Source organism: Methylobacter sp. (assembly GCF_004322395.1).
In the GTDB taxonomy this organism is placed as follows: domain Bacteria; phylum Pseudomonadota; class Gammaproteobacteria; order Methylococcales; family Methylomonadaceae; genus Methylobacter_A.
The window spans coordinates 19226-43314 of sequence record NZ_SCTW01000015.1; the positions used below are offsets into that span (position 1 = coordinate 19226).

Below are 24089 nucleotides of genomic sequence, written 5' to 3' on the forward strand. Positions count from 1 at the left end.
ATGAATGGCGAAATTCTACAGGTCGGGACTTTAAAGCAGCAGATTAACTTCGTACCTTTGCCGTACCGTTGCGTGAGCTTCCAACCTTATGAAGGCGAAATGGATGCCGCCGTGATAACGCAGTATCTGCTGGACCGGGAAGTCTATCGGCGCACCGACATTATCATTTTGCATAATTCCCGTCAGGAATATGCCGTTGCCGCCGTGCAACGCACAAGCTCCGAAACCTTATTTTGTCCTTTAGAAAAGGTAGAAGTGCTGGCGTTGCCGGATGATTGCGTTTTTATTGAAAATCCCGATACAGACCCGGCCAATCGCTCTGCACTGGCTAAACTAGCGGTTGATCGAGGCGTTACCTCCGAACAAACCGCAATTGTGCAGGGTAGCTTTGACCACATCAATATTATCCATCGGCCTAAGCCTTTTGTTTTGCGTGTTGTTGAGGTCGTGCCGCCGTCTCCGCCCAAACTGTTTCATTTAGTGGAACACGTACTCAGTTACGCTGATTTACCGCCGGTAATTGTAGAACTGGTCGCTATTGATTTACGCGATCTTGCTAAGGAAGCAACGCCGGAGGCTTTTCTGGTGCCCTGCCGGTCAGGTGGGCTGGATAAGCTGTCCGCACCGGTTTATTTCCTGGATGAAAGGCCGAAACAACGCGAGAACTGGACCCTGATCGGTTGTGAACGCAGCCTTCAATTTCATCAGCATTACTATGGCGACGTTCCACCGCGCATAGAAATGTGTCCCCGCCAACTCGTTAAAGATGACGGAAAGACAACCCTTTTAAAATGCTGTCTTCTTGAATTCGATATAGAGCAAAACGGTCATTTAATGACGGTGCCTTGGGGTTCCGACTTGGCAATGATAGAAAAGGCATTACAGCAATTATTAAGGGATAAAACTTATGAGTGAATTGGCATGGGAAAATATTATCACCGGCATTCGCAATTCCAGGGAAGTCAAACCGCGTAAAACCGGAACCACGATGGTTATGGATGTCGGCAAAGGCATCAGTGAAACGCTGAGTATTTTGCAAACGACCTCAAACTATATCGATTTGTGGAAATTTGGTTTCGGCACCTCGGTTTTTCTGGAAAAAACCTTATTACAGGAAAAACTGAAATTACTGGAAAGCTACGATGTGCTGACTTTTCCGGGAGGAACCTTATTAGAGGTGGCTTTATTGCAGCATCATTGCCGCGTTTTTATGACGCATGCGAAATCCTTAGGCTTCACTGCGGTGGAAATTTCCGACGGCACCATACCTCTGCCCGCATTCAGACGAAAAAAAGTCATTGAGTGCGCTTTGAATGCAGGGCTGATTCCGATTACCGAAGTGGGTAAAAAAGACCCGAAACGGCAGCCTACCACCGAACAAATTGCCGAAGAAGCACTGCAGGACCTGGAGTGGGGAGCGGCATGGGTCATCATTGAAGGCAGGGAAAGCGGACAGGGAGTCGGTATTTTCGACGAAGCCGGAAAAGTCGAAGAATCTTATATCGACCGTATTGTTGAAATTATGGGCTCCCAAGTCAATGCGTTGATTTGGGAAGCGCCGCTAAAAAATCAACAAGCCTACCTGATAGAAAAGTTCGGAGGAAACGCCGGATTAGGCAATATTTGCCCGGATCAGGTATTGGCCGTGGAAGCTTTGCGGAATGGATTGCGCTTCGATACCTTGGACCGAGTCAGTTCGCAGTTGATGCGCAGAGGGGATTGGGACCCCAACCAAACTGAGCAGGACTGTAACGCGGCCGTCCAATTAACAGGGAAAAGCTAATGTCGGAAGAAGTCGCGGGAGCAATTCAGAAACAAGTGTTGGAAATAGGCACTCGATTAACATCGTCTCCTTCGGAGTGTTTGATCGAATCCGCTTTCGCCTGGGAGCTGAGTCATCAACAACACTTGTTTGAAGCTGTTGGCTTAGTGGATCTGGCTCACACCATCAGTACGATGGAACTGGGAACCATTCCCCGGCAACAAGGCATTGAATTACTGCGTTTCTTACTGGCTCTGCAAGATAAACCCGATTCTTTCAAGGCAATACCCGCAGGCGGCGATATCTATACCAATCGTGAAGCCTGGCTGGCGGAAAGAACCGGTGCCGTAAAATGGCTAGGTGCCGGACGCGCCCGGCGTGAAGCTATTACCTCGGCCTTCGTTTTAGATGTCAGGCAAAGGCTACTGACGCTGTCGGAAACCCTGATAATGCTGGCTGAAACGTTCATTAACCGGGCGGAGAACGATAAAAATACGCTGATGCCGGATTATACCTATCTGCAAGCCGCGCAGCCGACGACATTCGGGCACTACTTATTGGGCTTTACCTATCCTTTACTAAGAGATTTGGCACGGCTTGATTGCCTGCTGGAAAAAGTGAATCGCAGTCCAATGGGCTGCGGCAGCACAAACGGTTCGCGTTTGCCGCAAGGGCGCGAGCAATTAGCTGAATTATTAGGCTTTGCCGATATTATTCCGCATGCGCGGGATGCGATGTGGCAAGCCGACTTAAGCATAGAAAATAGCGCCCTATTGACGGCTTGTATCGTTAACCTCAGCCGTTTAGCGGAAGACCTGCAAATTTTCAGCACCCAGGAGTTTGCGTTGGTTGAATTGGACGATCAACATGCTCGGGCCAGCAAAATCATGCCGCAGAAAAAAAATCCGTTTGCTTTAACCCACATACGAGCCATCGCCAATAAGATGATCGGCCTGACGGCTTCGGTTTGCGCGTCGGCTAGAACGCCCTCCGGCCAACCGGATAACCGTTTGATGATTTACGGGGAATTGCCGGAGGGTATGCAACTGGTTGAGCAGGCGGCGGCGCTGATGTCCGAAACGCTGCAACGGCTTAGTTTCAAGTCGGATAGAGCGTATGCCCTGATTGGCTCAGGATGGGCTTTAGCGACGGATTTGGCCGAGGCGCTGGTGCAGTATTGCGACCTTGATTTTCGCAGTGCGCATCAGTTAGTGGCGAGTCTGGTCAGGGAATATCCGGCCCATAGTGATTTGAAAATGGATGCCGACGCGGTCATGCGCATGAGCGAAAAAGTGCTGGGTAAAACGATTAGCCTGACCGATGCACAACTTAAGTCGGCATTAACGCCCGAGGAAGCGATTCAGCAGCGAAAAGAAGCCGGAGGCACGGCAAGCGCCAGCCTGGATGCCATGTTGGCCGATTGCCGTCAGCAACTGAATATGTTTCGGGAAAAAAACCAAGCCAATAAAACTTTTTTTGAAAATAAACGCCACAGTTTATTGCAGCGCTCAGAGAGCTACATAAGAACATGAGTGATTCAGTCCATATCAGTGATTCTGAAATTTACGGCGTATCCTGGACAACACCGGAGCTTCGCGGTCTTTTCTCAGAGCAAAACCGGATTAAAGGCTGGCTGGAAGTCATGACCGTGCTTGCCGGCGTACAGGCCGATTTCGGTTTAATTCCAAAACAGGCCGCCCTCGAAATTGAAACCTTTTATAACCATCTTTCAATCGATGAGACTTTTTTAAAAGATATTGGCGAAGATTTTATCAAGACCAATCACTCTCTGTTGGGGCTCATCAATGCCGTAAAACAAAGGTGCGGCCCGCTGGGCGGAGAATGGCTTTGTTATGGCGCAACCGTACAAGACATAACGGATACGCATATTGTCCGTGTGCTGATGTCAGTCAGGCAATTATTTGCCGAGCAACTTACCGAATTGGAAAAAGTCCTTAAAACGCTGGCTATTGAGCACCGTTTGACGCCCATGTGCGGCCGCACGCACGGACAGCCCGGATTGCCTATTACCTTTGGATTTAAAGCGGCCGGTTGGCTGGATGAATTCGATCGGCACCGGTTGAGACTGAATGAATTAAAAACTCGCCTGGGAGTCGGGCAATTATGCGGAGGAGTCGGTAGCTTATCGTCGCTAGGTTCTAATCCCCTGGAATTACAGGCGGCGTTCATGCAACGGCTGGGGCTGGAAGCGCCGGCGATTTCCTGGACCAGTAGCCGGGACCGCTTGGCCGAATGGTTAAATGTTCTGGCAATGATAACCGCAACGGGTGATCGCATAGGGCAGGAAGTATTCAATTTGCAGCGTCCTGAAATAGCCGAGTTAAGTGAGGGTTTTATCCCCGGAGCCGTCGGCAGTATTACCATGCCGCATAAACGAAACCCTGAAATATCGGAACATCTAGGCACTTTGTCCAGAGTCGTCAGGCATCATGCCGCCCATATGGCTGAAAGTTTGGTGCATAGCCATGAACGCGACGGCCGAGCCTGGAAAAGCGAGTGGGCCATTATCCCCGATGCAACCTTAGCCGCTGGAAAGTCGCTGATGCTGCTTAAATCACTGATCGAAGGATTACAAATTAATGCTGAGCGAATGCTGCAAAATATTGAGGCAATGAAAGGCTTTATTCATGCTGAAAAAGTGATGTTGGCTTTGGCAGAGAAAATCGGCAAGCAAAGTGCCCATAAGCTGGTTTATGACATTGCCATGCAGAGTCAAGAACAGAATATGCCACTGAAGCAGGCCTTGATGCAGAACAGCCAAATTGCTTCGCTACTGAGCGAAGATGAAATTAACAGCTTATTCGATCTGGATAAAAGCGTCGGATGCTGTGCGGAAATGATTGATCAAGTAATTGCCCGGATTAATTTGCCATGAACAACAAATCACTAGAGCTTCAACGAAAAAATACCATTGAGACAATAAGCGCTCAAATACCCAGGCACAGTCTTGCTCAATATCCGACTCCGCTAAGACCCGCCAAACAGCTTTCCGAATATTTGTCCGGACCGGAACTTTGGTTTAAACGGGACGATTTAATCAGTTTTGGTTTTGGAGGCAATAAAATCAGGGGCCTGGAAGTCATGCTGGCGGATGCGTTGGCACAGGGGGCCGATACACTGATTACCGGCGCCGGAGTGCAATCCAATCATGTCCGGGCCACGGCCGCCACGGCAGCTTATGCCGGACTGCGTTGCATTGCGGTCTATTGGGGCAATCAACCCGCTCAAGTGGACGGCAATTACAGGCTGACCAAATTATTAAATGCGGAATTCCGTTTTACACAAAGCGATGACAGAGACTCTGTTGATGCGATGATCAATGCTGTCGCGGAAGTACAGCGATGGAATGATGTCAAACCTTACGCAATACCGCGTGGCGGAGCTTGTGCTATGGGGGTTTTGGGTCATGTCTTGGCTGTTTTCGAGCTTTATCAACAATGCCTGAGTCAAGGTGTAGAACCCGATGCGATCGTACTGGCAGTAGGTTCCGGCGGAACCTATGCGGGTTGGCTGCTGGGCATCAGGCTGTTGAATCTGCCCTGGAAAATGCTCTGCTACACCGTCAGCCGGGAGCCGGAACAGGTCAGTCAGCAAGTTGCCGATTTGGCTACCCAAGCCGCAGCCTTATTGAAACTGGATTGGACTTTTTGCGCCGAAGATACGCCCGTCTTTGGCGGCTTTATCGGACAAGGTTATGGCATCCCAAGCCCGGAAGCAGCCGAAGCGATCAAGCAAATCGGCCGTAGCGAAGGCATTTTGCTTGATCCTGTCTATACCGGTAAAGCAATGGCCGGATTCCTGCACGGGCTGCGAAACAAACAGTTTGAACAACACAAAAAAATAATTTTTGTGCATACCGGCGGCGAACCGGCATTTTTTGCCGGAAACGGCGATTGGTTGAATTCCAGTCCAACCGCTGAACAATAACGAATTAGGGGAATATATGAGAATCATCGTCATAGGCGGTGTCGCAGCGGGCACAAAAGCAGCGGCAAAAGCGCATCGGGTTGATCCGAATAATGAAATCATCCTTTACCAGGATGAATCCGAAGTGTCCTACTCCGCTTGCGGATTGCCTTATGTTATTAGCGGTGTAATCGCCGATGAACGAAAAGTCATCATCAGGCAGCCTGAAGATTTTGCCAAGGACGGTATCCAGGTTTTTATACGGCACCGCGTGCTTGGCATCGATACTGGCAAACAGCAACTCACCGTAAGGAATCTGCAAAACAATACGGATTTTATCGTTAGCTATGATCGATTGATTATTGCAACCGGCGCTCGTCCAATAGTGCCGAATATTGAAGGAATAACATTGGAAGGCGTTTTGACCTTGCGCAATATCGCTGATCTGGCACGATTCAAAACATTGTTAAGCACAGTGCAGCCGCAAAAGGCCGTCATTATAGGCGCCGGGTATATCGGCTTGGAACTGGCCGAGACTTTCCATGAGCTAAATATAACAACCACCATCATCGAAAAGGCCCCCCGTATTTTGCCGAAATCCGATCCGGAAATGGCTCAACTCGTACATGACCATTTGCTGGAAAACCAGGTTGAAATAATACTTGGCGACGGTTTAGCCAAACTTGACGGCAACAATGGCCGAGTGACTTCCGTGGAGACGGAATGCGGAAAAATAATACCTGCCGATCTCGTTGTGATCGCCATTGGTGCAAAACCTAATGTGGAACTGGCAAAAGAGGCCGACATTGAACTCGGGATCACCGGAGCCATTGCTGTTGATTCAAGAATGGAAACCAACATACCGGGCATTTACGCCGCCGGTGATTGTTGTGAAACAGTCAACCGGATAACAGGTGCAACAACATGGATGCCTTTGGGCGATATCGCCAATTTACAAGGCCGTGTTGCAGGGGAAAACGTTGCGGGGGGCGACGCCCATTTCCCCGGCGTTTTTGGAACGGCAATATTCAAGACCTTTAAATTGACAGTCGCAATGACCGGTTTATCTGAGCAATCCGCGCTGGAATCGGGGCTTGATCCCATTTCGATTAAAACGGAAGGAAGCGACCGAGCTCGGTATTATCCCGGTAAACAAGATTTTTCCTTAAAACTCATCGCCGATCGGAAAGATGGCAGACTATTGGGCGCTCAAGCGATTGGTCTTGGGAGTGTCGATAAAATGATCGATATCGCAGCTACCGCATTACTGGGTAAGCTGACTTGCTCTGATCTTGAAAACGCAGACCTCGCTTACTCGCCACCCTTCAGTCCGGTGCTATCGCCAATCATCGTAGCGGCCGGTGTCTTACACAGTAAATTGAGCAAATTAAGTTTAACCGGCTAAGCATTTAATTAATTTTCGAGTGTTAATCACTATACAAAACCTACCAGATAACTACAGAAATCAACATTGAAAACTTCCCATGCACCAGGAATGCTACCTATGAAATCAATATCTTACAGCATATTAAGTTGGTAAAGTCAGTGTTGATAACTGGAAAATATTGGGCGCTGATTGACTTATTTTCAGCCTTTAACAGCATAAAGATTGATTTAGAATGATATTTTAAAATTGAAAAACCGAGTAAAGTCGTTTGTTGCCGGTAACTGCGGCGCGGCTGGTGTGACTCTTGAAGACCGTGAGGACTTGTTGGGTCATCATGCTGGACACATCACTACGCATTACAGCAAGGTGGAAATCACCCGACTGATTGAATGAATTGCTTTGCGATGGTAAACATCGACCAGAATTGTGACGCTGATTAAATATGCTTAATCGTCAAAAAATCGGAAATAGAAATGACAGGCATAAAAAAAGTTGCCTTTGAAGACTAACAGATTGATTAGTAATAACTTTGTGGTGGGCCGTGCGCGATTCGAACGCGCGACCATCGCATTAAAAGTTCGATTCTAATCTATATCAAACAACTGCATACTACTTATAAATCCATATAATTAGAAGCTTATCAGCAATTAGACATCATGTAAAGTCGTTAAAAGTAGCAAGAAGTAGTACAAACCACTGTAGTTTTGTAAACTGTATTTAATGTGTCGATAACTATCCCAAGATGAAATGAATGACATTAGCTTTGAGAATATTAAAATACGGCCTGACATTTTTCCGTCAAAATGGCATTACAAAAACCTTAATCCAGAAGATGTTGAATGGATAACAGGAGGAATTAATCGAGCCAGCCAACTCACGACAAATTCTAGGCTTAATAGCTCTTACTGGAAGAAAATCTCCTTAGACAAGTTGGTTGAATCATATGGCGATGCGTGGAATTATAATGACCAGATGATTATTTGCGTTTGGGACGCTCATCAAAAAGAAAGTGAACCGCCTATCGGTTTCATTTCGTTTGATGTTTCTTGGCACGAAACCACAACTAAAAAAATAAATGACCTCTTTCTTACCATTAACCTTATTTGGGTTCGTCCTAATAAACGTGGATTAGGAGGAATAAGCGCAAGGCATATTACATCTCACCTGATCTTATATTTTGAAAGCTGCAAACTTTATCACCCGTTTGTTGCATTGAAAGGCTTAACCGTTTTTTATTATGCGGATTTTGACTCATTAGGTGGAGAAAAAATTTCCTATATCATCCAGAAAAATCTGGAAAACATGAAATACAACAATACTTGGAAAATCAGAGAACTAAACTTTGATGTCGGCTTTTAACGACTATGCCACACTGCTTAATTTTGTGGTGAAGTAGCAAACTTCACAATATCCTCATTACAATTTATATCAGCCATAACAATCCCTTCTTTTTCAATTTGCTCTTTAATGTCATTGAACGCATCGAATAGATTGCTTTGGCTGTCATCAGGCGCATCGTAGGCAAATAAAATCTCATCTGGACGGATAAAACGATACTTTTCCAATTGCTGAACTTTTGCAAGCCAAGAAAGACCGTGGTCAATCAACTGACTAGGCTTATCTTGCTTAAAGTGAATCGGTTTGATAACTGATTGCTTAGTATTTTTGCAAACGAAGGGAAATTTAACCTCATACTTATCCGCCTCACCAATCGCGCCTTCCTTGTATTTTTCGCCAAGATTGCAATGGTTAAGCAAGTCTCGCACCTGCTTTCTCATTTTCTCTTCATGCCCAGGCTCATAGATAAAACTACGATGAATATAATGTTCAAACAGCTTATCGACAGTAGCAACTGGATTTGTGCAGAATAAAGCCCGGCTATTGCTGAAACGAACAATATCTTCACGACAACGGTGTTAATCGGCGTGCAAATTTTGCCAGTTCCTTTTAAAAAACAGCATCCTTATTTACCAGCTAAAATTTTTATCTTGTTGTTTTTATGATTTTCCGGGGAGTCGCTATTTTTGCGAAAGCTTTTATGGGCATCCCTGCCCAACAAGCGGCAAAAACTACGCGACCGCTAATGCCTGCGGCGGCCCCAGCCGTCCTGCTTCTTTCGTTGGATACCCAACAAGGGGTATCCAACATCATTCTCGCAATGACTCGACGCGATGTCGGGAAAGCCTGCATTTTCACTACGCAAAAAGACGCTTCGTGAAAACACATGCGCTATCGCTTCTGGGGACTACTCGACTCCTGTCTCGCAGCGATCGCCGGGAGCAAGGAATTAAAAGCGCAACCGTTGTCAGAGAGCTTGCAGTAGTGAGGCGCCTTCTGACATTGGCTTCCAGGGTTTGGCGTGATCTGGATAATCAACCGTGGTTAATGGTGGCGCCATTACTACGGATGCCAAACTGGAAAGATGCGGCGCAGCCCTATCCGCTTTCAATTGATGAGCAAAGGCGATTTTTTAAAGAATTGCCCGTGCATTTGGCAGAAATGGCGCTTTTTGCGATCTATACCAGCGCTCGTGAGAATGTGGTGGCTGAATAGCGCTGGGCTTGGGAAATCAAGGTGTCTGAAATCGGGTCATCGGTATTTCTAGTACCTGGCGAGTTCACCAAAAACGAAACCACGTGCCTGATTGTGCTAAATAGTGTGGCTCAAAAGATTGTCGAATGTCGACGAGGAATACAGGAAACTCACGTATTTGGCTATCGAGGTAAACCTGTTGATCGGATGCATAATTCAGCGTGGAAAAAAGCCTGGTTAAGAGCAGAGCTGCCAGTAGGTGCTAACACGTATTGTCGGGGCCACACAACTTGCGACACACCTTTGCAAGGCGTCTACGATTAGCTGGGGTGCCTTTAGAAACAAGAAAAGCCTTGATGCACCACATAGACGGTGACATTACGGTTCACTATTCGCCAGCAGAGGTTGGAGAACTACTGAGCGCGGTCGAGAAATTGACCCAGGTAGAAGGGGTGACCATGCTGCGATTAGCCTCATGATTTACCCAGTGGGTAATTTTAAAAACAGCAGGCATAAAAAACCAGCTGATAACGACATCTAACTGGTTGATTTTCTTGTACTTTGGTGGTGGATCGTGCGCGATTCGAACGCGCGACCATCGCATTAAAAGTGCACCCATCAGAACAATATCAATTATAAATCAATGACATAGGATACGGTCATTGCGTGACTTTGCACGACAGTGCATAACGAATCACAACCGAAACACGCAAAATTCACGCAATATCAGGTAACGGTTTTGACAATATTCGGCTACGAAGTACTCTAATTGTCGTTAGAAATTTCGGTCATAATCCATGCGCTCATGAAGTATACGAGATACCAAGATCGCATTAGGGACTATTCGATAGATAATGATGTGTTTCCCAGCTGGAAAGCAGCGATGCTCCGAAGAAATCTTTTTCTTCCGATGACCAATCTCAGGGTTCTGCTGAATGGTCCTCAAAGCTTTGTCTAAGACGGTCCGATAAATATAAACTTGATTCTCACCCCAGGATTCCAAGGTGTATTGCAGGATGTCAGCAAAGTCATCTTCGGCCTGAGGCGATAGGATTAACGATAATTCACCCCCTGACATCTGAACTGATTTTTTTGCCGTTACGAGAATTCTCAAATGCTTTTTCAGTGATGTCTTCCAGCCGTTTGACAGAATAAGGGAGACCTTCACCACGGGTTAACTGATCATCGCCGATCTTCACAGCAGCCCTGAGTTTTTCTAATTTTTCGTCTTCTTCCCACATGCGACGGATGGCATCCCGTACAACTTCCGAAGCATTGCTATAAAAACCAGTCCCGACTTTGGCTTGTAGATATTGTTCGATTTCAGGGGATAAATTGATATGCATGGTCTACCTCGATTAAGTATACATAATACTTACATATAACATACATAAATAAACTTTTTTCCGCAATGTATGTTAATCAACTTATAAAAATCGCCAGTTTTTTAGCGTTCTTATCAACGTAGTAAATGAACAGACCGAAGGATAAAGATTGAAATTATTTTCTTTGGATATCGTAATACTCTTGGGAAGCTAAACCTTATCAATGGGTTGGTCAGATTCAAATCGAAAATCTGTTGGTGAATATACCAATGAAGAAATCGAGGGTTTACTTCGTTTCAATCAGCGCTTATCTGTTAATCAGCGCCCAATTTTTTCCAGTTTCAGCATCGGTTATGCTCGTCATTAAAATCATAAAACCACAAGATAAAACTTTTAGCTGGTAAATAAGGATGCTGCTTTTAAAAGAAACTGGCAAAATTTGCACGCCGATTAACAGACCATAGTAATTATTTCCCCACGCCACAACTATACCGTCATGTTTCAATGCCGGAGTGGTAGTCTCCTGCTGCTATAGCCTTAACGTTATTTAATTGAGGAGGAATAGTAGCCTCACCGTTCCTGTTATATCCCCAGCCCGCTACCGTACCATCGGCTTTAAGTGCAAGAGAATGAGAGCATCCTTGCTCTCAATTATCTAAGTAGAGGTTACTGCCAGCATTGATCTAAACTACAGACAAAACCAATCGGATGATGGGTAAAGTGCATTACTGACATACGTTCACCGCCATGCGCATAAGCACGCTCTTTAGTTATCCATTCCCCGCGTAGTCTAAGGGCCGTTCCCGTTTGAATGCTTGGGACGGGTCTGGCTAGCCCAAGCCGGTCACCAAAGCGGATCGATAGAAAAACCTGCTCCTGATCGGCAATCACTCGCTGAAGATCGGCATTGACATCTTGGTCACCTTCAATTGACTCGGTTACTGTGAGGATGACATGTTGATGGCGATCCCCCCCATTATTTTCGATACCAAGATATTCCGCGACTATGGTCTCGATTTCGACGACATCCCGTTGGCGCCGCTCACGCATTTTCTTGCGGCGCGCTTCTAGTCCCAACGGGGCCTCTTCCGGTTGTACTTCAATTGTTTGGGACTGTGTATAAGCCGTAAGAAACGACTCGAAACTGTCAAATTGCCCAAATCCCTTTGTACGAATACTCGATCTGCGCGGATGTTGAATATCCATCAAGCTTCTTAAAGGACGGTCTGTTGTGTCCCCTTGCATAACATCAGCTGCTAAAACATTCGCGCCGAATGCGATGCCGGTGAGTTGCTCGAGGCGGGCAATGGAGACTTGAAAATTATTGAAAGTACCGACCGGTAGGCGTTCGAAAGTGATATTCCGAGCGTATTGTTTTTGACTGACCACATAGGCACTGGAGTAAAGCTTGCCTGTAGCGTCGATAACCACAACCACTTTCCAGAAAGCCTGCGGAATCTTCACGCCACGGTGGAGCTCGTCGTCGCCCCGAAACAGAGGGCCCGTAAAAACCGTGGCCCGCAGGTCATCCTGGTCCGTATTCGTCAAGATAAAGTTTTCGAGCCCTTGCCAGAGCGATTCCCCCTGATTGAATTCCCAGTATTGGGGAGAACAGTTGGTCCAATGGAAAGTATCTTCGTTTGCGCGGGCTAAAGTTGCGGCATCACCCCAAACCGGGTCAAGCCGGCGCACCAGATGTCCCCGGTCAAAATAATTGCCATTGGGCTCGTTGCCGTAAAGTTCATCACCGACTTGGAGTTCTTCAGGCAGGCGAGGGTCGTAGAACCAGGCATCATTTCCCCGGTCGAGGCTGACCGACTGAGTGCCATCGATATTTACAGCCGTAAAAAATGCAAGTCGACGATCGGTGTTGAAAACGATGGAGAAATGCTCATAGCGCAATTCCCCGTCAGCATTACCCTGAATCGAGGCTACTTGGCCGAAGCGTAGTGCCCGGTCGGTCAGCGTGGGGAGCGGCACTTCCTGGCCAAGAAAATTCGCATCATAGCCGACCCGGCCGGCATAGTAATTTATAGGATGGGTCCGACGACGAACTCGGCGTTCAGCTTCCGCGACTTCAGGCGAAGCCGGTGCTGGTAAGGCAGGGCTTACAATGCTGATTTTCTCGTTACGACCTGCGAGCGGGCGAATGCCATCAATGTCGTCGAGTAAGGCTTTCACCAGGAGCGGAGGATTTGGCGCATTTTTCTGTTGCGCACGGATATTGCTGAGGATCGAACTGACGCGGATGCCCTCATTCGCTTCCCAACGCAAGAGATCTTCAGGCAAATGGCTGGCCACTTCTTCTGAGACCCACTCGCCCGTAGTCCGTTGGTACTGGATAGCCCCGTTCTTTGTTCGGGCCACTGGTACGCCGCTATGATGGACGGCTACGACCTGCCAATTGTCGTTGAAGGTGGGAGAGCCGGATGAGCCAGGTGCTGTGTCCGAGGCATACCAAAGAAAGTCCTGCCGAAATTCAGCATGGCCATCACCGATCTGGATCACTTTATTTTCCCGAATGGCGATAAACTTTTCGTCCCCATTGGGGTGTTGAATCACGGTCACAAATTCGCCTTCCTGAACTTTATGGATCCCTGGCTCCAGGCGTAGAAAGCCGAATTCATCAAGGGTCGCCATGCCGTCGACCGAGCGCTCCATCACGGCCACCACCGTAAAATCGAGGCTGTCCCTGGGGACGGTAATGAAGGTACTGTCGGGGTCAAGACGAAAGCGTCGGCTGGTCTTGAATTGACCGTTCGCATCGCGTTCGTATCCAAATTCGATGATGGCCCGTCGCGCCTCGTCAATGGAGCCGATGACATGGTTATTGGTGATCATCAATCTCGGTGTAATCAGGAATCCGGTTCCCCAACTGCCGCTTCCCCCAAAGTCTTCGGGGACATCGACGCGTCCAACGGCAGCAGAAGCCAATTGACCTCGGGCGAGATAGTTAACGGGTAAAAGATCATTGCGGCCAATAAATCGCTCAAAGTCTCGGCCTGTAAAGCCCCCGCCACTGCGGGCCAAATGGGTGAGGCGAGCTCCCAAAACCGCATCACTGGGTTTTGGTGCTGGGCGTTTCTTCAATGTTCGTATCAGACCGATAAATTCTGGCGAGTATTCTTTTTTAATATCAAAGTAGGCCATGACTGATTCCTGTTGTGACTAAAAAATTTTTAGGTGTTAAGGATTATTGAACAAGGGTGCCATAGTTTCATGAAGACGTTGCGCCGCACGAGCGAAGGCACTGTTGATTGGATGGAGTTCGTTGGCCCAGTCGGCATAGGGATCGAGGATGGGACGAAGATCGACATAATGAAAATTTGGATAGTGGGTATCCAAACTGGTAAGCATGTCGTTATATAAGTCAATGATCTTAAAGACGATATTTTGCTGTTCGATTTCGTCGAGAATCGCTTTCTGCGCCAGTGCGGGACGGAGCCAAGGACCAGCAAATGTAAAGAATACGAAATTGACGCCTTTTCCAGTCGGAATGGTATGGCCATAACCGTGCGTTACGATATGCGTATCAGGTGAGCGTTGAGCAACAGCGGTAATCAGATCTTCGAAATAGCGCCGAAAAACGTTGTTGATCATCTGTGAGGCGAACTCAAAGCGGAAAGAGTCCAGCCCGCTGAGTTTATGATTCAAGTAAGACTCAAATTCATCGCCGGCAACATCATTACCGCCGCCTGAAAAAAGAAAGACTTTCGGCTTGATTTGTTCTATGCGTCGCAAAATCGTATGAATCTGGGGAATTTCACGCTGGAATTGACGATTGATATCCGTGCCATAGATCATGTTTTCCAGCGTATCACCGGCTTTCGCAAATTTCTCGATATCGTAGTCAAAGAGATTTCTCAGGCAGTCAATCAGATCAGAACCCGGCAGATAATCGAACCAGGAATCGCCTTCGGCGATAATTCTGCTACGGCGCTTTGCTGACGCGGCTTCAAAAACAAACGGCTGAGCATGCTGACTCTCTACCGCTTTGAGTCGAGAAGCTTCTTTAAAATTAGCCAGTTCCTCAGGCGTGAATTTATCTAAATAGCTAAAATCTTCACTCATCACGGTTCTCCTATTAGAGCTAGTTTATAAAATAAGTTGTCTTCAGGGGCAGACAAGCTACGTCAGCCTTCATGGGGGGCTTCTACCCCTTAAAAAATATATGACCCCAATTAGACCCAATCTCAAACTCAAGTTGATAGTTGTTAATATAGGGTGTCCACCCGCTGATTAGGTCGATCCAACGTCCGTTGTCCGAGAAATTGACGGTCACTCCCTGTGTAGTTAGCGAAATTGAGAACCACCATGAACTGATGGAACTCCCTATTGGGCGAATGGTCGTATCTCTTAAAAATCATAAGACTGCGATGAGAATCGATGCCAAAGCCAGCAGGATTAAATTGAGTCTGCCATTCTTCCCAATAATCCGGGTAGAAGTTCCCGGTCCGTAGGACTTCGTAAGTTTTGCGAACTTCGCAAAGCTTGGAATACAGATTAAACAGAGAGAGGCCAATCTTATCCTCTACATATGGCCAGTGTAACGGTCGTGGTTGTACTCTTCGGCCGCTCCCGTGGTCGTCTTCGGGAATCCAATGATCTTCGCCGAACTCTTGCCCATTTTGGATCATGGGTGTTCCGCTAGAGGTCATCATCGCTATCATGTAGGGCTGAGTGCGATAAGCCTGCAATGCACCCTCATTAGAGTGTGCCCCTGCCTGCCAATTGACGTGAGAATGGTCATGATTACTTAAATAGACGGTTGGCCTCTTCATAGCATCTTCGAGGTACCGACTGGTGTTGAGCGCATTGAGCAGCTTGGACGGAATCGTATTATTCCATAGGCCGTCAAATGTACCTGCGTAAAGTGCATTGTCCCAATAACTGGTGGCTTTAGTGTGATTAGTAACATTTGCCGCATTCAATTGAAGATGTTCAAGAGTGAGGGAAAAGTGTTGTTCTCCGAGATCTTTAAGATGGGAGTCTATATCATGAAGAAGTTGGGGTAGCCCATTCAGGGTTTCATCATTGTAGAAATTGACCGTATTATCAAACCGAATGCCATCAATCTTAAAGGTATCAATCCAGTAGAAGCAGACGTCTCGAATAAACTGGCGAGTGCATTCTTGATTAAAATCCAGATCTTGCAGCCCTTCAAAGTCTCCATAAAATTTACCCGTATACGGGCAGTCGGTATCATAAGTCTGATAAAAACTCTTATAAGGAAAACCTGGATAAACATGGTTAAAGACTCCATCCATGATCACGTGAATGCCTTCCTGATGGCATAAGTCAATCAGTTTCTTGAGCCAGGAAAGCTTTTCTTCCGGCTGAAACAGATTATTAGCATAGCGATAGCCGACCGAAAAATACAGGGAAGGCGTATAGCCCCAATTAAATTTTGAGTCATTCCATGCCGTCCAGGGCATGAAAAGAATGGCGTTAATGCCGAGCTTTTTGAAGTGCCCGACCATGTTTTCGGGTTTGATTTTATCTCGGACCGCATCAAGAGGCGCGCGAGCTCCCCGATATTCGTCCGTAAAATCATCAATCATCATCTCATAGATGATCAGATCCCGAAGGGGAAGCCTACCGCCCGCGATGGGAGAAATCACATTATCATCAGGCTGGCTTCCCCCAATCACGAAGCCAGCATTCATGTTTTCACGCCCCCCGTATCGAGTGCACGGGTCACTCACCCAGCGGGGTGGTTCGGACGCGTCGTTGAATGTGACGTAGTATTTGTATTCATAGAATCCAGCCTTTAGATCGACAGGCGTTTCATAACTCCATATTTCACCCTCAGGATGGGGGGCTTTAGTTAAAGCCGGTGCATTCATAAAGTCCCACGCAGTTTGTCCTAACTGAGCTTGAAAATCGCCGGTAACCTGAATTAATTTGATATTGTGTCGAATCTCGCCGTTAACACTAGGAAAGAACACCTTAAACCTGACTTTGTCAGCGGATTGACTGTTTCCGACTTGCCATGAGCCGAGTTTCTCTTTCATATAGTCCATAACTCTTTCTCCTGATGATGTAAATATCCAATGAATTCATCATTACAACGATCTGAATGAGCAAAGCTGGAAGTACAAAGAAATCCCAACTTTTTGTTATATCATTAAAAAATCGGTATGTGGATCGCGCAAAAAGTAAGTGAACAAAATTTCAAAGGGGAATCGCTGTTTTGACGCTTATTCCGGTAGAAACCAAGATTGGTTTCATTTAGCGGCTTAAATAAGCGGCCCATGCTAAATAAGGTGAATTAATCGCTAAAGGCAATCCATGGAACTTTGTTGGCCATGATGCGCGTGGATTTCTCCTTTAATCTTTGAATTCTATAAATATTAAAAACAGCTAACCTATTAACTAGATGATGCGCTTTGGATTTTTCGCTGTCAAATTTTAGTTAATGACTACTATCTGAATAAAGGGTTTATACAGATCAAAAAGAAGACTCAATCTTCATGTTGATAGGCATTTTAGTCACTGTATTAAAGTTATTGGATGATTGCATCCCTGTATAGATTCGATTTCACGATCAAGATCATGTTAAAATATTTATTTTTAAATATCTATTATCCTAGCCCCATGCAACTCACTGCCTCACAACTTCAGTCAAAGCATAAAGCACTCATCGACGCTCTGAAACGTGGAGAAACGGTCGAGATTACTTATCACGGTCAAACGCTCGGTATAGTCCATCCAGCAGCACCAACTGTTAATTCAAAACAGCAAGAAGCCGCCATGAATGACTTTTTCGGCATGCACCGAGATTTAGGGGTTACCAGCGTGGAAGACGAATTACGCACGATCCGCAAGGGACGCCGGAGTACATTGAGTGATCTTTGATACCAACATTTTGATTTACGCTGACAGAGGCGTGGCATCGGCCAAAGAATTAATCTTAAGCACACAGAATCGATCAATTTCTGCCGTCACCTATATGGAATACGTGCCGTTTTGCCGAAATAAAAAAGAACTGGCAACATTCGAGAAAATGCTCAATGTGCTTCAATTCACTATTCATGAAATTGACCACGCTATTTCCTATCATGCTCGACAATTAGTGAAACAGTTTGCTCTCGGCCATAACATGGAAATGGGTGATGCCTTAATTGCTGCTACCGCTATGGCCCATAACGAACTACTATGCACGGGCAACATCAAGCACTTTGCTCAAGTTAACGGCTTGATGCTTGACCATTATCAGCCAAATGAGAACTGATTTGATATGTCAGAAAATTCTGTATTTGTCTAAATTAGTCTAAAAATTGTCCAGCCTTAGCGAACTTAATGTCTTTATACCGGTTATCTCATGTGGCTGATTTATTCAGTGATGTTTTAAGAACATATGCCAAAAATGTGTATTCGTTCAACTCTGACTGGCAGATACTTCTAAAGAAGTAATAATTGTCCACGATTAGGTTTAAACCACTACCGCAAAAATAGGACGGATCCATTTTTAGCTGTCGCGAAAAAATTTTGGCGCCTTATACCTCAGGACATCGTCGAATTAGTATTCAGCAAATCCTCCAATCATGACACCGACGTAATCCATTCCCCCCATCCCTTCAACTGTAACAATTTCACCATTCTGAGGATGACGCCAATGGTTAACGACTAATCCGGCTATCCTTTCAGTTTTTATAACTTCAGATTCATCAAGGAGGATTGCCAGATCATTTTCTGCCATTGGATTGATAATTACACTCATTAAAGTACCTTTACATTAATTAACAAATAAAAAGCGTTCAATGTTATCAGCAAATCAGTGTATAAAAAACAAACTGTTATTAATCGGCGTTAAGTTTTTTCCAGTGATCAGCAGAGTGATAATTTTAAAAAATCATTTTAGAACAATTATTTGATCTATTAACTGAAAAAATTAGACGCCCATTATGTTCAAAAACTTGCAAATTTTCGAAGCCGGTTAACACTCTGAAGCTTTTGAACTTAAAAAAATTTTTTCGAAGGTTGCCTGTTAATTCGCATCCAATATTTTCCCCCATATATAACTGGAAATTATCTATTCATAATTGTTTTTAACCACTGTAGTTTTTAATGTAGTTTTTGGGTACACGCTGCCCTGCCCTAAACCAAATTATATTAGGGTTTCGTGACTCGAATGGCTGTTGCTGACATCATTAAAATTCTTTAAAACCCGAAAAAATGCATTTCAAAATATCCATTTAGCTCGGGAGTTGTTGCTGTGTGAACTGACGCCACCCGCTTTCAAGTTTTAGCTCTCCATTTTAGGCGCCAATAGCTCGACCCAATGTACCACTGGCACACTTGCCTTTTCCTGCAAGTGCATCCAACAGCCAATGTTGGCGGTAGCAATTACATCGGGTTGTTCAGCCTGAAGCGCCTGGATTTTAGCCTTTTGTAAACGCCCGGCTAGTTCGGGTTGCAGGATGGAATACGTGCCTGCCGATCCGCAGCACAAATGCGAATCGGCGACAGCCGTTAAAGTAAATCCTAATTCAGTGAGTAGGTTTTCCACCACACCGTTCAGTCGTTGTCCGTGTTGTAATGTACAGGGCGAATGGAACGCAACCTTACGTGACAACGGTTGCAGGCTCAATATGTCCTCGACTTGCAATATCTCACTGATGTCTTTGGTCAGTGCGGCAATTCGTGCGGCTCTGTCAGCATAGAGCGGATCATCCTTTAATAACATGCCATAATCCTTGGTAGTGACGCCGCAACCACTGGCCGTCGTGATAATGGCTTCAATCCCATTTTCCACATGCGGCCAGCAGGCATCAATGACCCGGCGCATCATGTCGAAACTGGAGGTTTGATCGTTCAGATGATAACTCAGCGCGCCGCAGCAATGATCAATAGGCACTACATCGATACCGAGGCGATCAAGCACTCTTGCCGCGGCTGCGTTGATACGCGGCGCCAATGTCGGCTGCACGCAACCTTGCAGAATCAACATTCGCCGATCATGGCGTGCGGCAGGCCAGCTATCAGCGGTTTGCTTAGACGGTAATTTGGCCTTCAGGCGCTTCGGCAACACTGGCCGTAACCAAGCGCCAATCCCGGCCAGCATCTTAAAACGGCGCGGATACGGCAAACTCCACAACAGCAATCGCCGCAACAATCGTTGTGGCCATGGCCGGGAAACACGCTCTTCTATAATCTCACGACCAATATCCAGCAGGCGGTTGTACTTGACTCCAGACGGACAAGTGGTTTCGCAAGACCGGCAGGTTAAACAGCGATCCAGATGTTGTTGTGTCTCCTCTGTCGCGGCTTCACCTTCCAACAAGTGCTTAATCAGGTAAATACGGCCGCGCGGTCCATCAAGTTCGTCGCCGAGCAGTTGATAAGTCGGACAAGTCGCGTTACAAAATCCGCAATGCACACAGCTGCGTAGTATAGCTTCGGCTTCTCTGCCCGTATCGGTGTTGTTAATGAAATCGGCGAGTTGGGTTTGCATAGAGATCGATAAGGTTTCAGCGGTGCAAGCGACCGGGGTTGAATAGTTTTAAAGGATCGAAAGCTGCGCGAATTTTCTGCTGTAAAGCCATCAACGCCGGATCAAGTCTGATCCAATCGGTCTTGTTGTTGCCGCGAAAGCAAACGGCATAGCCGCCAACTTTGGCAGTAGCAGCATGAATGGCCTCCGCCGGCTCTTCGGTTTTCAACCACCGCAGCGCTCCGCCCCAATCCAGAAACCAATCGCCGGATAATGACAGGGATGCCGAGGCAGGCGCCACGCTGATCCGCCATAAATTGCCGGGCTGCTGAAAATACGTGAGTCGCTGCTCTCGCAAATCCTGCCAGAAACACTCACCTTGAACATCGGTGTCACCGCCAAGTTGACGGGCAGCGGCCTGCACGGCCGCTTGCGCGCCGGATAATCGCACTCTCAACTGCTCGCCATCGTAGGCCGACGCCGATAGTGGCCAGGGTCTAACCGATAATGCGTTCATCTTGGTCACTGCTTCACCGGCAGAAAGCGTATAAGCCAAGGTCAATTCCGACTTGGGAATTGGGAGCACTCTGAGCGAAACTTCCAACAGCACACCCAGACTTCCCAGTGCACCAACCATCAAGCGAGACACATCGAATCCAGCCACGTTTTTCATCACCCGACCGCCAAAGTTCAGCACTTCGCCACCACCGTTGATGATCTTACAACCCAGCATAAAATCGCGAGCACTGCCGACAAAAGGCCGCCGTGACCCGGAAAATCCGCAAGCCAAGGTGCCACCCAACGTTGCATATTCACCAAAACCGGGCGGCTCGAAAGCCAGCATTTGCCTGTGTTGTGCCAATAGGCTTGTAATGTTGTTGAGCGAGGTGCCGGACCTGGCGGTAATCACCAGTTCACTGGGTTCGTAGTCGATAATACCGCGATGGCCAGCCATTGGTAATGGTGTTGTCGCTTGACAGGCTCCGCCGTAGAACGCTTTGCTGTCACTGCCAACGATGCGCAGTGCGGTGCCGGTTGCAGCGGCTTGTTGAACTTGTTTCTGGAGGTCTTCGCTTAGATCCTGTTCACGCATTAAAACCGCTCCAATTCTGGATGAGGCAATTGGCCGTGATGAACATGCATATGCCCAAGTTCCGCACAGCGGTGCAAAGTTGGAATGGCTTTGCCGGGGTTAAGCAGACCGCGCGGATCGAAAGCGTGTTTTAGCCTGTGGAATTGTTGCAGTTCGGCAGCCTGAAACTGTACGCACATCTGGCCGATTTTTTCGGTGCCGACACCGTGTTCGCCTGTAATCGTGCCGCCCATGGCAACACAAAGTTCTAAAATTTTGCCACCCATGGTTTCGGCCTTGGCAAAATCATCCGGCCGGTTGGCGTCGTACAAAATGAGTGGATGCAGATTGCCGTCGCCCGCATGAAACACATTGACCACGCCAAGTTGATATTGATCGGCCAACTCGGTGATTTGCTTTAACACGGCGGCCAGGTGTTTGCGCGGGATGGTGCCGTCCATGCAATAGTAGTCGCTGGCGATACGCCCCACCGCCGGGAAGGCCGCCTTGCGTCCGGCCCAAAAGCGTTTACGCTGATTGTCATCACTGGCTTTGCGAATTTCGATGGCGCCGTTGCCTTGTAAAATGGACTCCGCGCGAGCACTGTCGGCAGTAACCTGTTCGGGCATTCCATCCAGTTCGCATAGCAGAATTGCGGCAGCATTGATTGGATAACCCGCGTTAACAAACGCCTCGGTCGCACGGATAGCGGCGTTATCCATCAATTCCAGGCCCGCCGGCAAGAGGCCGTCGGCAATAATGGCCGCTACCGCGGCACCGGCCTGTTCGACACTGGCGAATGCAGCGAGTAATACCTGGGTCTGAGGTTGTAATGGCAACAGGCGCACGGTGACTTCCACTACTATGCCAAGCAAACCCTCCGAACCAATTGCCAACGCCAGCAAGTCATAACCCGGCATATCGAGGCCACTACCACCCAAGGTCAATAACTCGCCATCGATCGTCACGAGCTTAACTTGATGTACGTTATGCACGGTCAATCCGTACTTTAAACAATGAACGCCACCGGCGTTTTCGGCGATGTTGCCCCCGATGCTACAGGCAATTTGTGAGGATGGATCAGGCGCGTAGTAAAGGCCATGCGCTTTAGCTGCTTCGGAAATGGCCAGATTGCGCACACCGGGCTGTAATGTCGCGGTACGATTGACTGGGTCAATCGCCAAAATCCGGTTCATTTTGCTCAGCCCCAACACAATACCGCGTTCGACCGGTAAAGCCCCACCAGCCAACCCTGTGCCGGCCCCTCTCGCCACAACTGGAATCTGATGTGTCGAGCATAGTCTCAACACAGCCTGCACCTGCTCCACCGTTTCCGGCAAAACCACCAGTGCCGGCAAATGACGATACGCAGACAAGGCGTCACATTCATACACCCGCAAGCGCGCCTGATCAGCAATCACACTGTTAACGCCAACCAAAGCTTGGCACTGTTGGATAAAGTGGTCAGACAAGATCACAATGAATTCAAATAACTGTCGATGAAAGTAAACATTAGTTCAGACCTTAGTTTACCCATTAAAACTGGCTAGCCGTAAAAATTTGGATTGATCTATGGATACAAAGGCCGTGAAGCCGCTCAACTGATTCGGATTTAGAGATTGTCCGGTCGATCACATCATTTGAAAACGGCGTCTAAATTTTGCCAATTTTACAGCACAAGAGCGTTTAAATTGGCCAATAGCTATCCACTATCATGTTGATAGTATTACACATGCAAATTTTTTATGTGGAAAATTCAACGCTGATTACTGGCAAATATTGGAAGCCGTTTTCCAGTACAGTATCTAATTAAATTGTGGAAGTTATGTAAGCGGTCTGTTTAAATTATGACAGTCCGTTAATCAGTTATCGTTCATCCAATCATCCGTAGCTGGCTTTCTAGTAACTCCCTTCTATTGTGCTATAGTTCAATGGCTTTAACAGCGAATCATTTATTTGCTGCGGTTTTGTTGACAAATAATCAGGTTAATCATTCATGATCGAACCCGTTGCATTACAAGATTTTTTTATCACTTTTTTCTCATCTGCTTTAATCATATTGGCAGGTGCAAGTTATGCATTACTGTTCGCCTGGTCTAAAGTTAATCCAAATTTCCGCATATGTTTCTTATTTCGCGTTGATTCTCTCCGTAGCTGAATTAACGCGGGCCGCTCACTTTCAAGGCTACTGGCTGATTATTTCCTTTGTGATGGTAATCGGCTATTTTTTTGCACCGATAGGCATTTGGCATTTGTGCGTTAAAACACATGCTAAGCCTGTCCCCTGATCTAATAACAATAACAACAGAGGATAAGCTATGAACGAAACACCCTTGTGGGCTTCGGAATCATTCTGGAAGAAAACGGCAATCTGGGTAACGGCGGGATCATTTTTGATTTTAGTTGTGTTGACCATGGATTCATTATGATGTGTCAACACTTTTCCGGACACACGGTTAAGCAGCTTTGTGTTGCAATTCATAGTCTACAGGCGATAAATAGCCATTTGCGGAATGGAGGCGTTCGCGGTTGTAAAAGACTTCAATATACTCAAACACAGCCTGTCTAGCGTCGGCACGGGTTTGATAGGTTTGATGATGTATCAGCTCGGTTTTCAGGGTATGGAAGAAGCTTTCTGAAACCGCGTT

Annotated in this window: 22 protein-coding genes and 3 pseudogenes; 12 read left to right on the forward strand and 13 right to left on the reverse strand. The window is 46.9% G+C overall.

Translation table 11 applies throughout. From position 1 onward, the window contains the following. From EPO18_RS02510 to EPO18_RS02545, 8 genes are all read left to right on the forward strand, one after another. Positions 1-915 carry an XcbA family protein gene (locus tag EPO18_RS02510; protein ID WP_292430064.1) on the forward strand — a complete coding sequence of 305 codons (915 nt, stop codon included), beginning with the start codon at positions 1-3 and terminating at the stop codon, positions 913-915. After that, entirely contained in the window at positions 908-1783 is an 876-nt protein-coding gene (comA, locus tag EPO18_RS02515) for a phosphosulfolactate synthase (RefSeq protein ID WP_292430067.1), read from the forward strand. Before EPO18_RS02510 ends, comA begins: the two co-directional genes overlap by 8 nt. Then, entirely contained in the window at positions 1783-3294 is a 1512-nt protein-coding gene (xcbC, locus tag EPO18_RS02520) for a 2-phosphosulfolactate phosphatase XcbC (protein ID WP_292430070.1), read from the forward strand. The genes comA and xcbC overlap by 1 nt, the downstream gene beginning before the upstream one ends. Beyond that, entirely contained in the window at positions 3291-4658 is a 1368-nt protein-coding gene (xcbD, locus tag EPO18_RS02525; RefSeq protein ID WP_292430072.1) for a 3-sulfopropionylcysteine synthase XcbD, read from the forward strand. The genes xcbC and xcbD overlap by 4 nt, the downstream gene beginning before the upstream one ends. Then, positions 4655-5710, forward strand: coding sequence for a coenzyme M biosynthesis enzyme XcbE (xcbE, locus tag EPO18_RS02530; protein WP_292430076.1), 1056 nt, complete (start codon positions 4655-4657; stop codon positions 5708-5710). The genes xcbD and xcbE overlap by 4 nt, the downstream gene beginning before the upstream one ends. Positions 5711-5726: 16 nt before the next feature. Beyond that, positions 5727-7094, forward strand: a complete 1368-nt coding sequence (locus tag EPO18_RS02535) for an FAD-dependent oxidoreductase (protein ID WP_292430079.1) — start codon at positions 5727-5729, stop codon at positions 7092-7094. Between the two features lie 228 nt (positions 7095-7322). Next, positions 7323-7469: a hypothetical protein gene (locus tag EPO18_RS02540; RefSeq protein WP_292430081.1), complete on the forward strand. Its 147-nt coding sequence runs from the start codon at positions 7323-7325 to the stop codon at positions 7467-7469. A 354-nt stretch (positions 7470-7823) separates the two neighbouring features. Then, positions 7824-8435, forward strand: a complete 612-nt coding sequence (locus EPO18_RS02545) for a hypothetical protein (RefSeq protein ID WP_292430084.1) — start codon at positions 7824-7826, stop codon at positions 8433-8435. Positions 8436-8452: 17 nt separating this feature from the next. Here EPO18_RS02545 and EPO18_RS02550 read toward each other — a convergent pair whose 3' ends face one another. Continuing rightward, positions 8453-8854 (reverse strand): hypothetical protein, encoded by a 402-nt coding sequence (locus EPO18_RS02550; RefSeq protein ID WP_292430086.1) that lies wholly within the window; start codon positions 8852-8854, stop codon positions 8453-8455. Positions 8855-9290: 436 nt separating this feature from the next. On the opposite strand from EPO18_RS02550, the gene EPO18_RS02555 reads away from it, so the two are divergent. Next, entirely contained in the window at positions 9291-9629 is a 339-nt protein-coding gene (locus EPO18_RS02555; protein ID WP_292430088.1) for a hypothetical protein, read from the forward strand. A gap of 754 nt (positions 9630-10383) precedes the next feature. On the opposite strand, the gene EPO18_RS20655 is transcribed toward EPO18_RS02555, so the two are convergent. The 7 genes and pseudogenes from EPO18_RS20655 to EPO18_RS02580 all read right to left on the reverse strand — a co-directional run bounded on the left by EPO18_RS20655 (position 10384) and on the right by EPO18_RS02580 (position 16956). Further along, the gene (locus tag EPO18_RS20655; RefSeq protein ID WP_363331468.1) at positions 10384-10686 is read right to left on the reverse strand and encodes a type II toxin-antitoxin system RelE/ParE family toxin; all 303 of its coding nucleotides are present in this window, start codon (positions 10684-10686) and stop codon (positions 10384-10386) included. Beyond that, entirely contained in the window at positions 10673-10954 is a 282-nt protein-coding gene (locus EPO18_RS02560) for a type II toxin-antitoxin system ParD family antitoxin (protein WP_292430090.1), read from the reverse strand. Before EPO18_RS02560 ends, EPO18_RS20655 begins: the two co-directional genes overlap by 14 nt. Positions 10955-11240: 286 nt before the next feature. Next, the gene (locus tag EPO18_RS02565; protein ID WP_292430092.1) at positions 11241-11438 is read right to left on the reverse strand and encodes a hypothetical protein; all 198 of its coding nucleotides are present in this window, start codon (positions 11436-11438) and stop codon (positions 11241-11243) included. Next, positions 11428-11565, reverse strand: a pseudogene (locus EPO18_RS20660) (hypothetical protein); the annotation flags it as partial. The pseudogene EPO18_RS20660 and the gene EPO18_RS02565, both read right to left, overlap by 11 nt. A gap of 34 nt (positions 11566-11599) precedes the next feature. Continuing rightward, the gene (locus tag EPO18_RS02570; RefSeq protein WP_292430094.1) at positions 11600-14083 is read right to left on the reverse strand and encodes a DNA/RNA non-specific endonuclease; all 2484 of its coding nucleotides are present in this window, start codon (positions 14081-14083) and stop codon (positions 11600-11602) included. Positions 14084-14119: 36 nt separating this feature from the next. After that, positions 14120-15004, reverse strand: a complete 885-nt coding sequence (locus EPO18_RS02575; protein ID WP_292430097.1) for an SGNH/GDSL hydrolase family protein — start codon at positions 15002-15004, stop codon at positions 14120-14122. A gap of 143 nt (positions 15005-15147) precedes the next feature. Further along, positions 15148-16956: an alpha-amylase family protein gene (locus EPO18_RS02580; RefSeq protein ID WP_292430100.1), complete on the reverse strand. Its 1809-nt coding sequence runs from the start codon at positions 16954-16956 to the stop codon at positions 15148-15150. Positions 16957-17488: 532 nt separating this feature from the next. Between EPO18_RS02580 and EPO18_RS02585 the strand changes: the two genes are divergently transcribed. Together EPO18_RS02585 and EPO18_RS02590 are read left to right on the forward strand one after the other, a co-directional pair. Further along, positions 17489-17791: a type II toxin-antitoxin system Phd/YefM family antitoxin gene (locus EPO18_RS02585; RefSeq protein ID WP_292430103.1), complete on the forward strand. Its 303-nt coding sequence runs from the start codon at positions 17489-17491 to the stop codon at positions 17789-17791. Continuing rightward, positions 17781-18167 carry a type II toxin-antitoxin system VapC family toxin gene (locus EPO18_RS02590; RefSeq protein WP_292430105.1) on the forward strand — a complete coding sequence of 129 codons (387 nt, stop codon included), beginning with the start codon at positions 17781-17783 and terminating at the stop codon, positions 18165-18167. The genes EPO18_RS02585 and EPO18_RS02590 overlap by 11 nt, the downstream gene beginning before the upstream one ends. Positions 18168-18455: 288 nt before the next feature. Here the strand turns inward: EPO18_RS02590 and EPO18_RS02595 are convergent, their stop codons facing one another. From EPO18_RS02595 to EPO18_RS02610, 4 genes are all read right to left on the reverse strand, one after another. Beyond that, positions 18456-18656, reverse strand: coding sequence for a hypothetical protein (locus tag EPO18_RS02595; protein WP_292430108.1), 201 nt, complete (start codon positions 18654-18656; stop codon positions 18456-18458). Between the two features lie 525 nt (positions 18657-19181). Next, positions 19182-20390 carry a glycolate oxidase subunit GlcF gene (gene glcF, locus EPO18_RS02600; RefSeq protein WP_292430110.1) on the reverse strand — a complete coding sequence of 403 codons (1209 nt, stop codon included), beginning with the start codon at positions 20388-20390 and terminating at the stop codon, positions 19182-19184. A 16-nt stretch (positions 20391-20406) separates the two neighbouring features. Continuing rightward, the gene (gene glcE, locus EPO18_RS02605) at positions 20407-21462 is read right to left on the reverse strand and encodes a glycolate oxidase subunit GlcE (RefSeq protein WP_292430112.1); all 1056 of its coding nucleotides are present in this window, start codon (positions 21460-21462) and stop codon (positions 20407-20409) included. Continuing rightward, the gene (locus tag EPO18_RS02610; RefSeq protein ID WP_292430114.1) at positions 21462-22919 is read right to left on the reverse strand and encodes an FAD-linked oxidase C-terminal domain-containing protein; all 1458 of its coding nucleotides are present in this window, start codon (positions 22917-22919) and stop codon (positions 21462-21464) included. Before EPO18_RS02610 ends, glcE begins: the two co-directional genes overlap by 1 nt. Positions 22920-23759: 840 nt before the next feature. On the opposite strand from EPO18_RS02610, the pseudogene EPO18_RS02615 reads away from it, so the two are divergent. Continuing rightward, positions 23760-23867 (forward strand): annotated as a pseudogene (locus tag EPO18_RS02615) (cytochrome c); the annotation flags it as partial. Between the two features lie 30 nt (positions 23868-23897). Here the strand turns inward: EPO18_RS02615 and EPO18_RS02620 are convergent. Then, positions 23898-24089: pseudogene (locus tag EPO18_RS02620) on the reverse strand (IS3 family transposase); the annotation flags it as partial.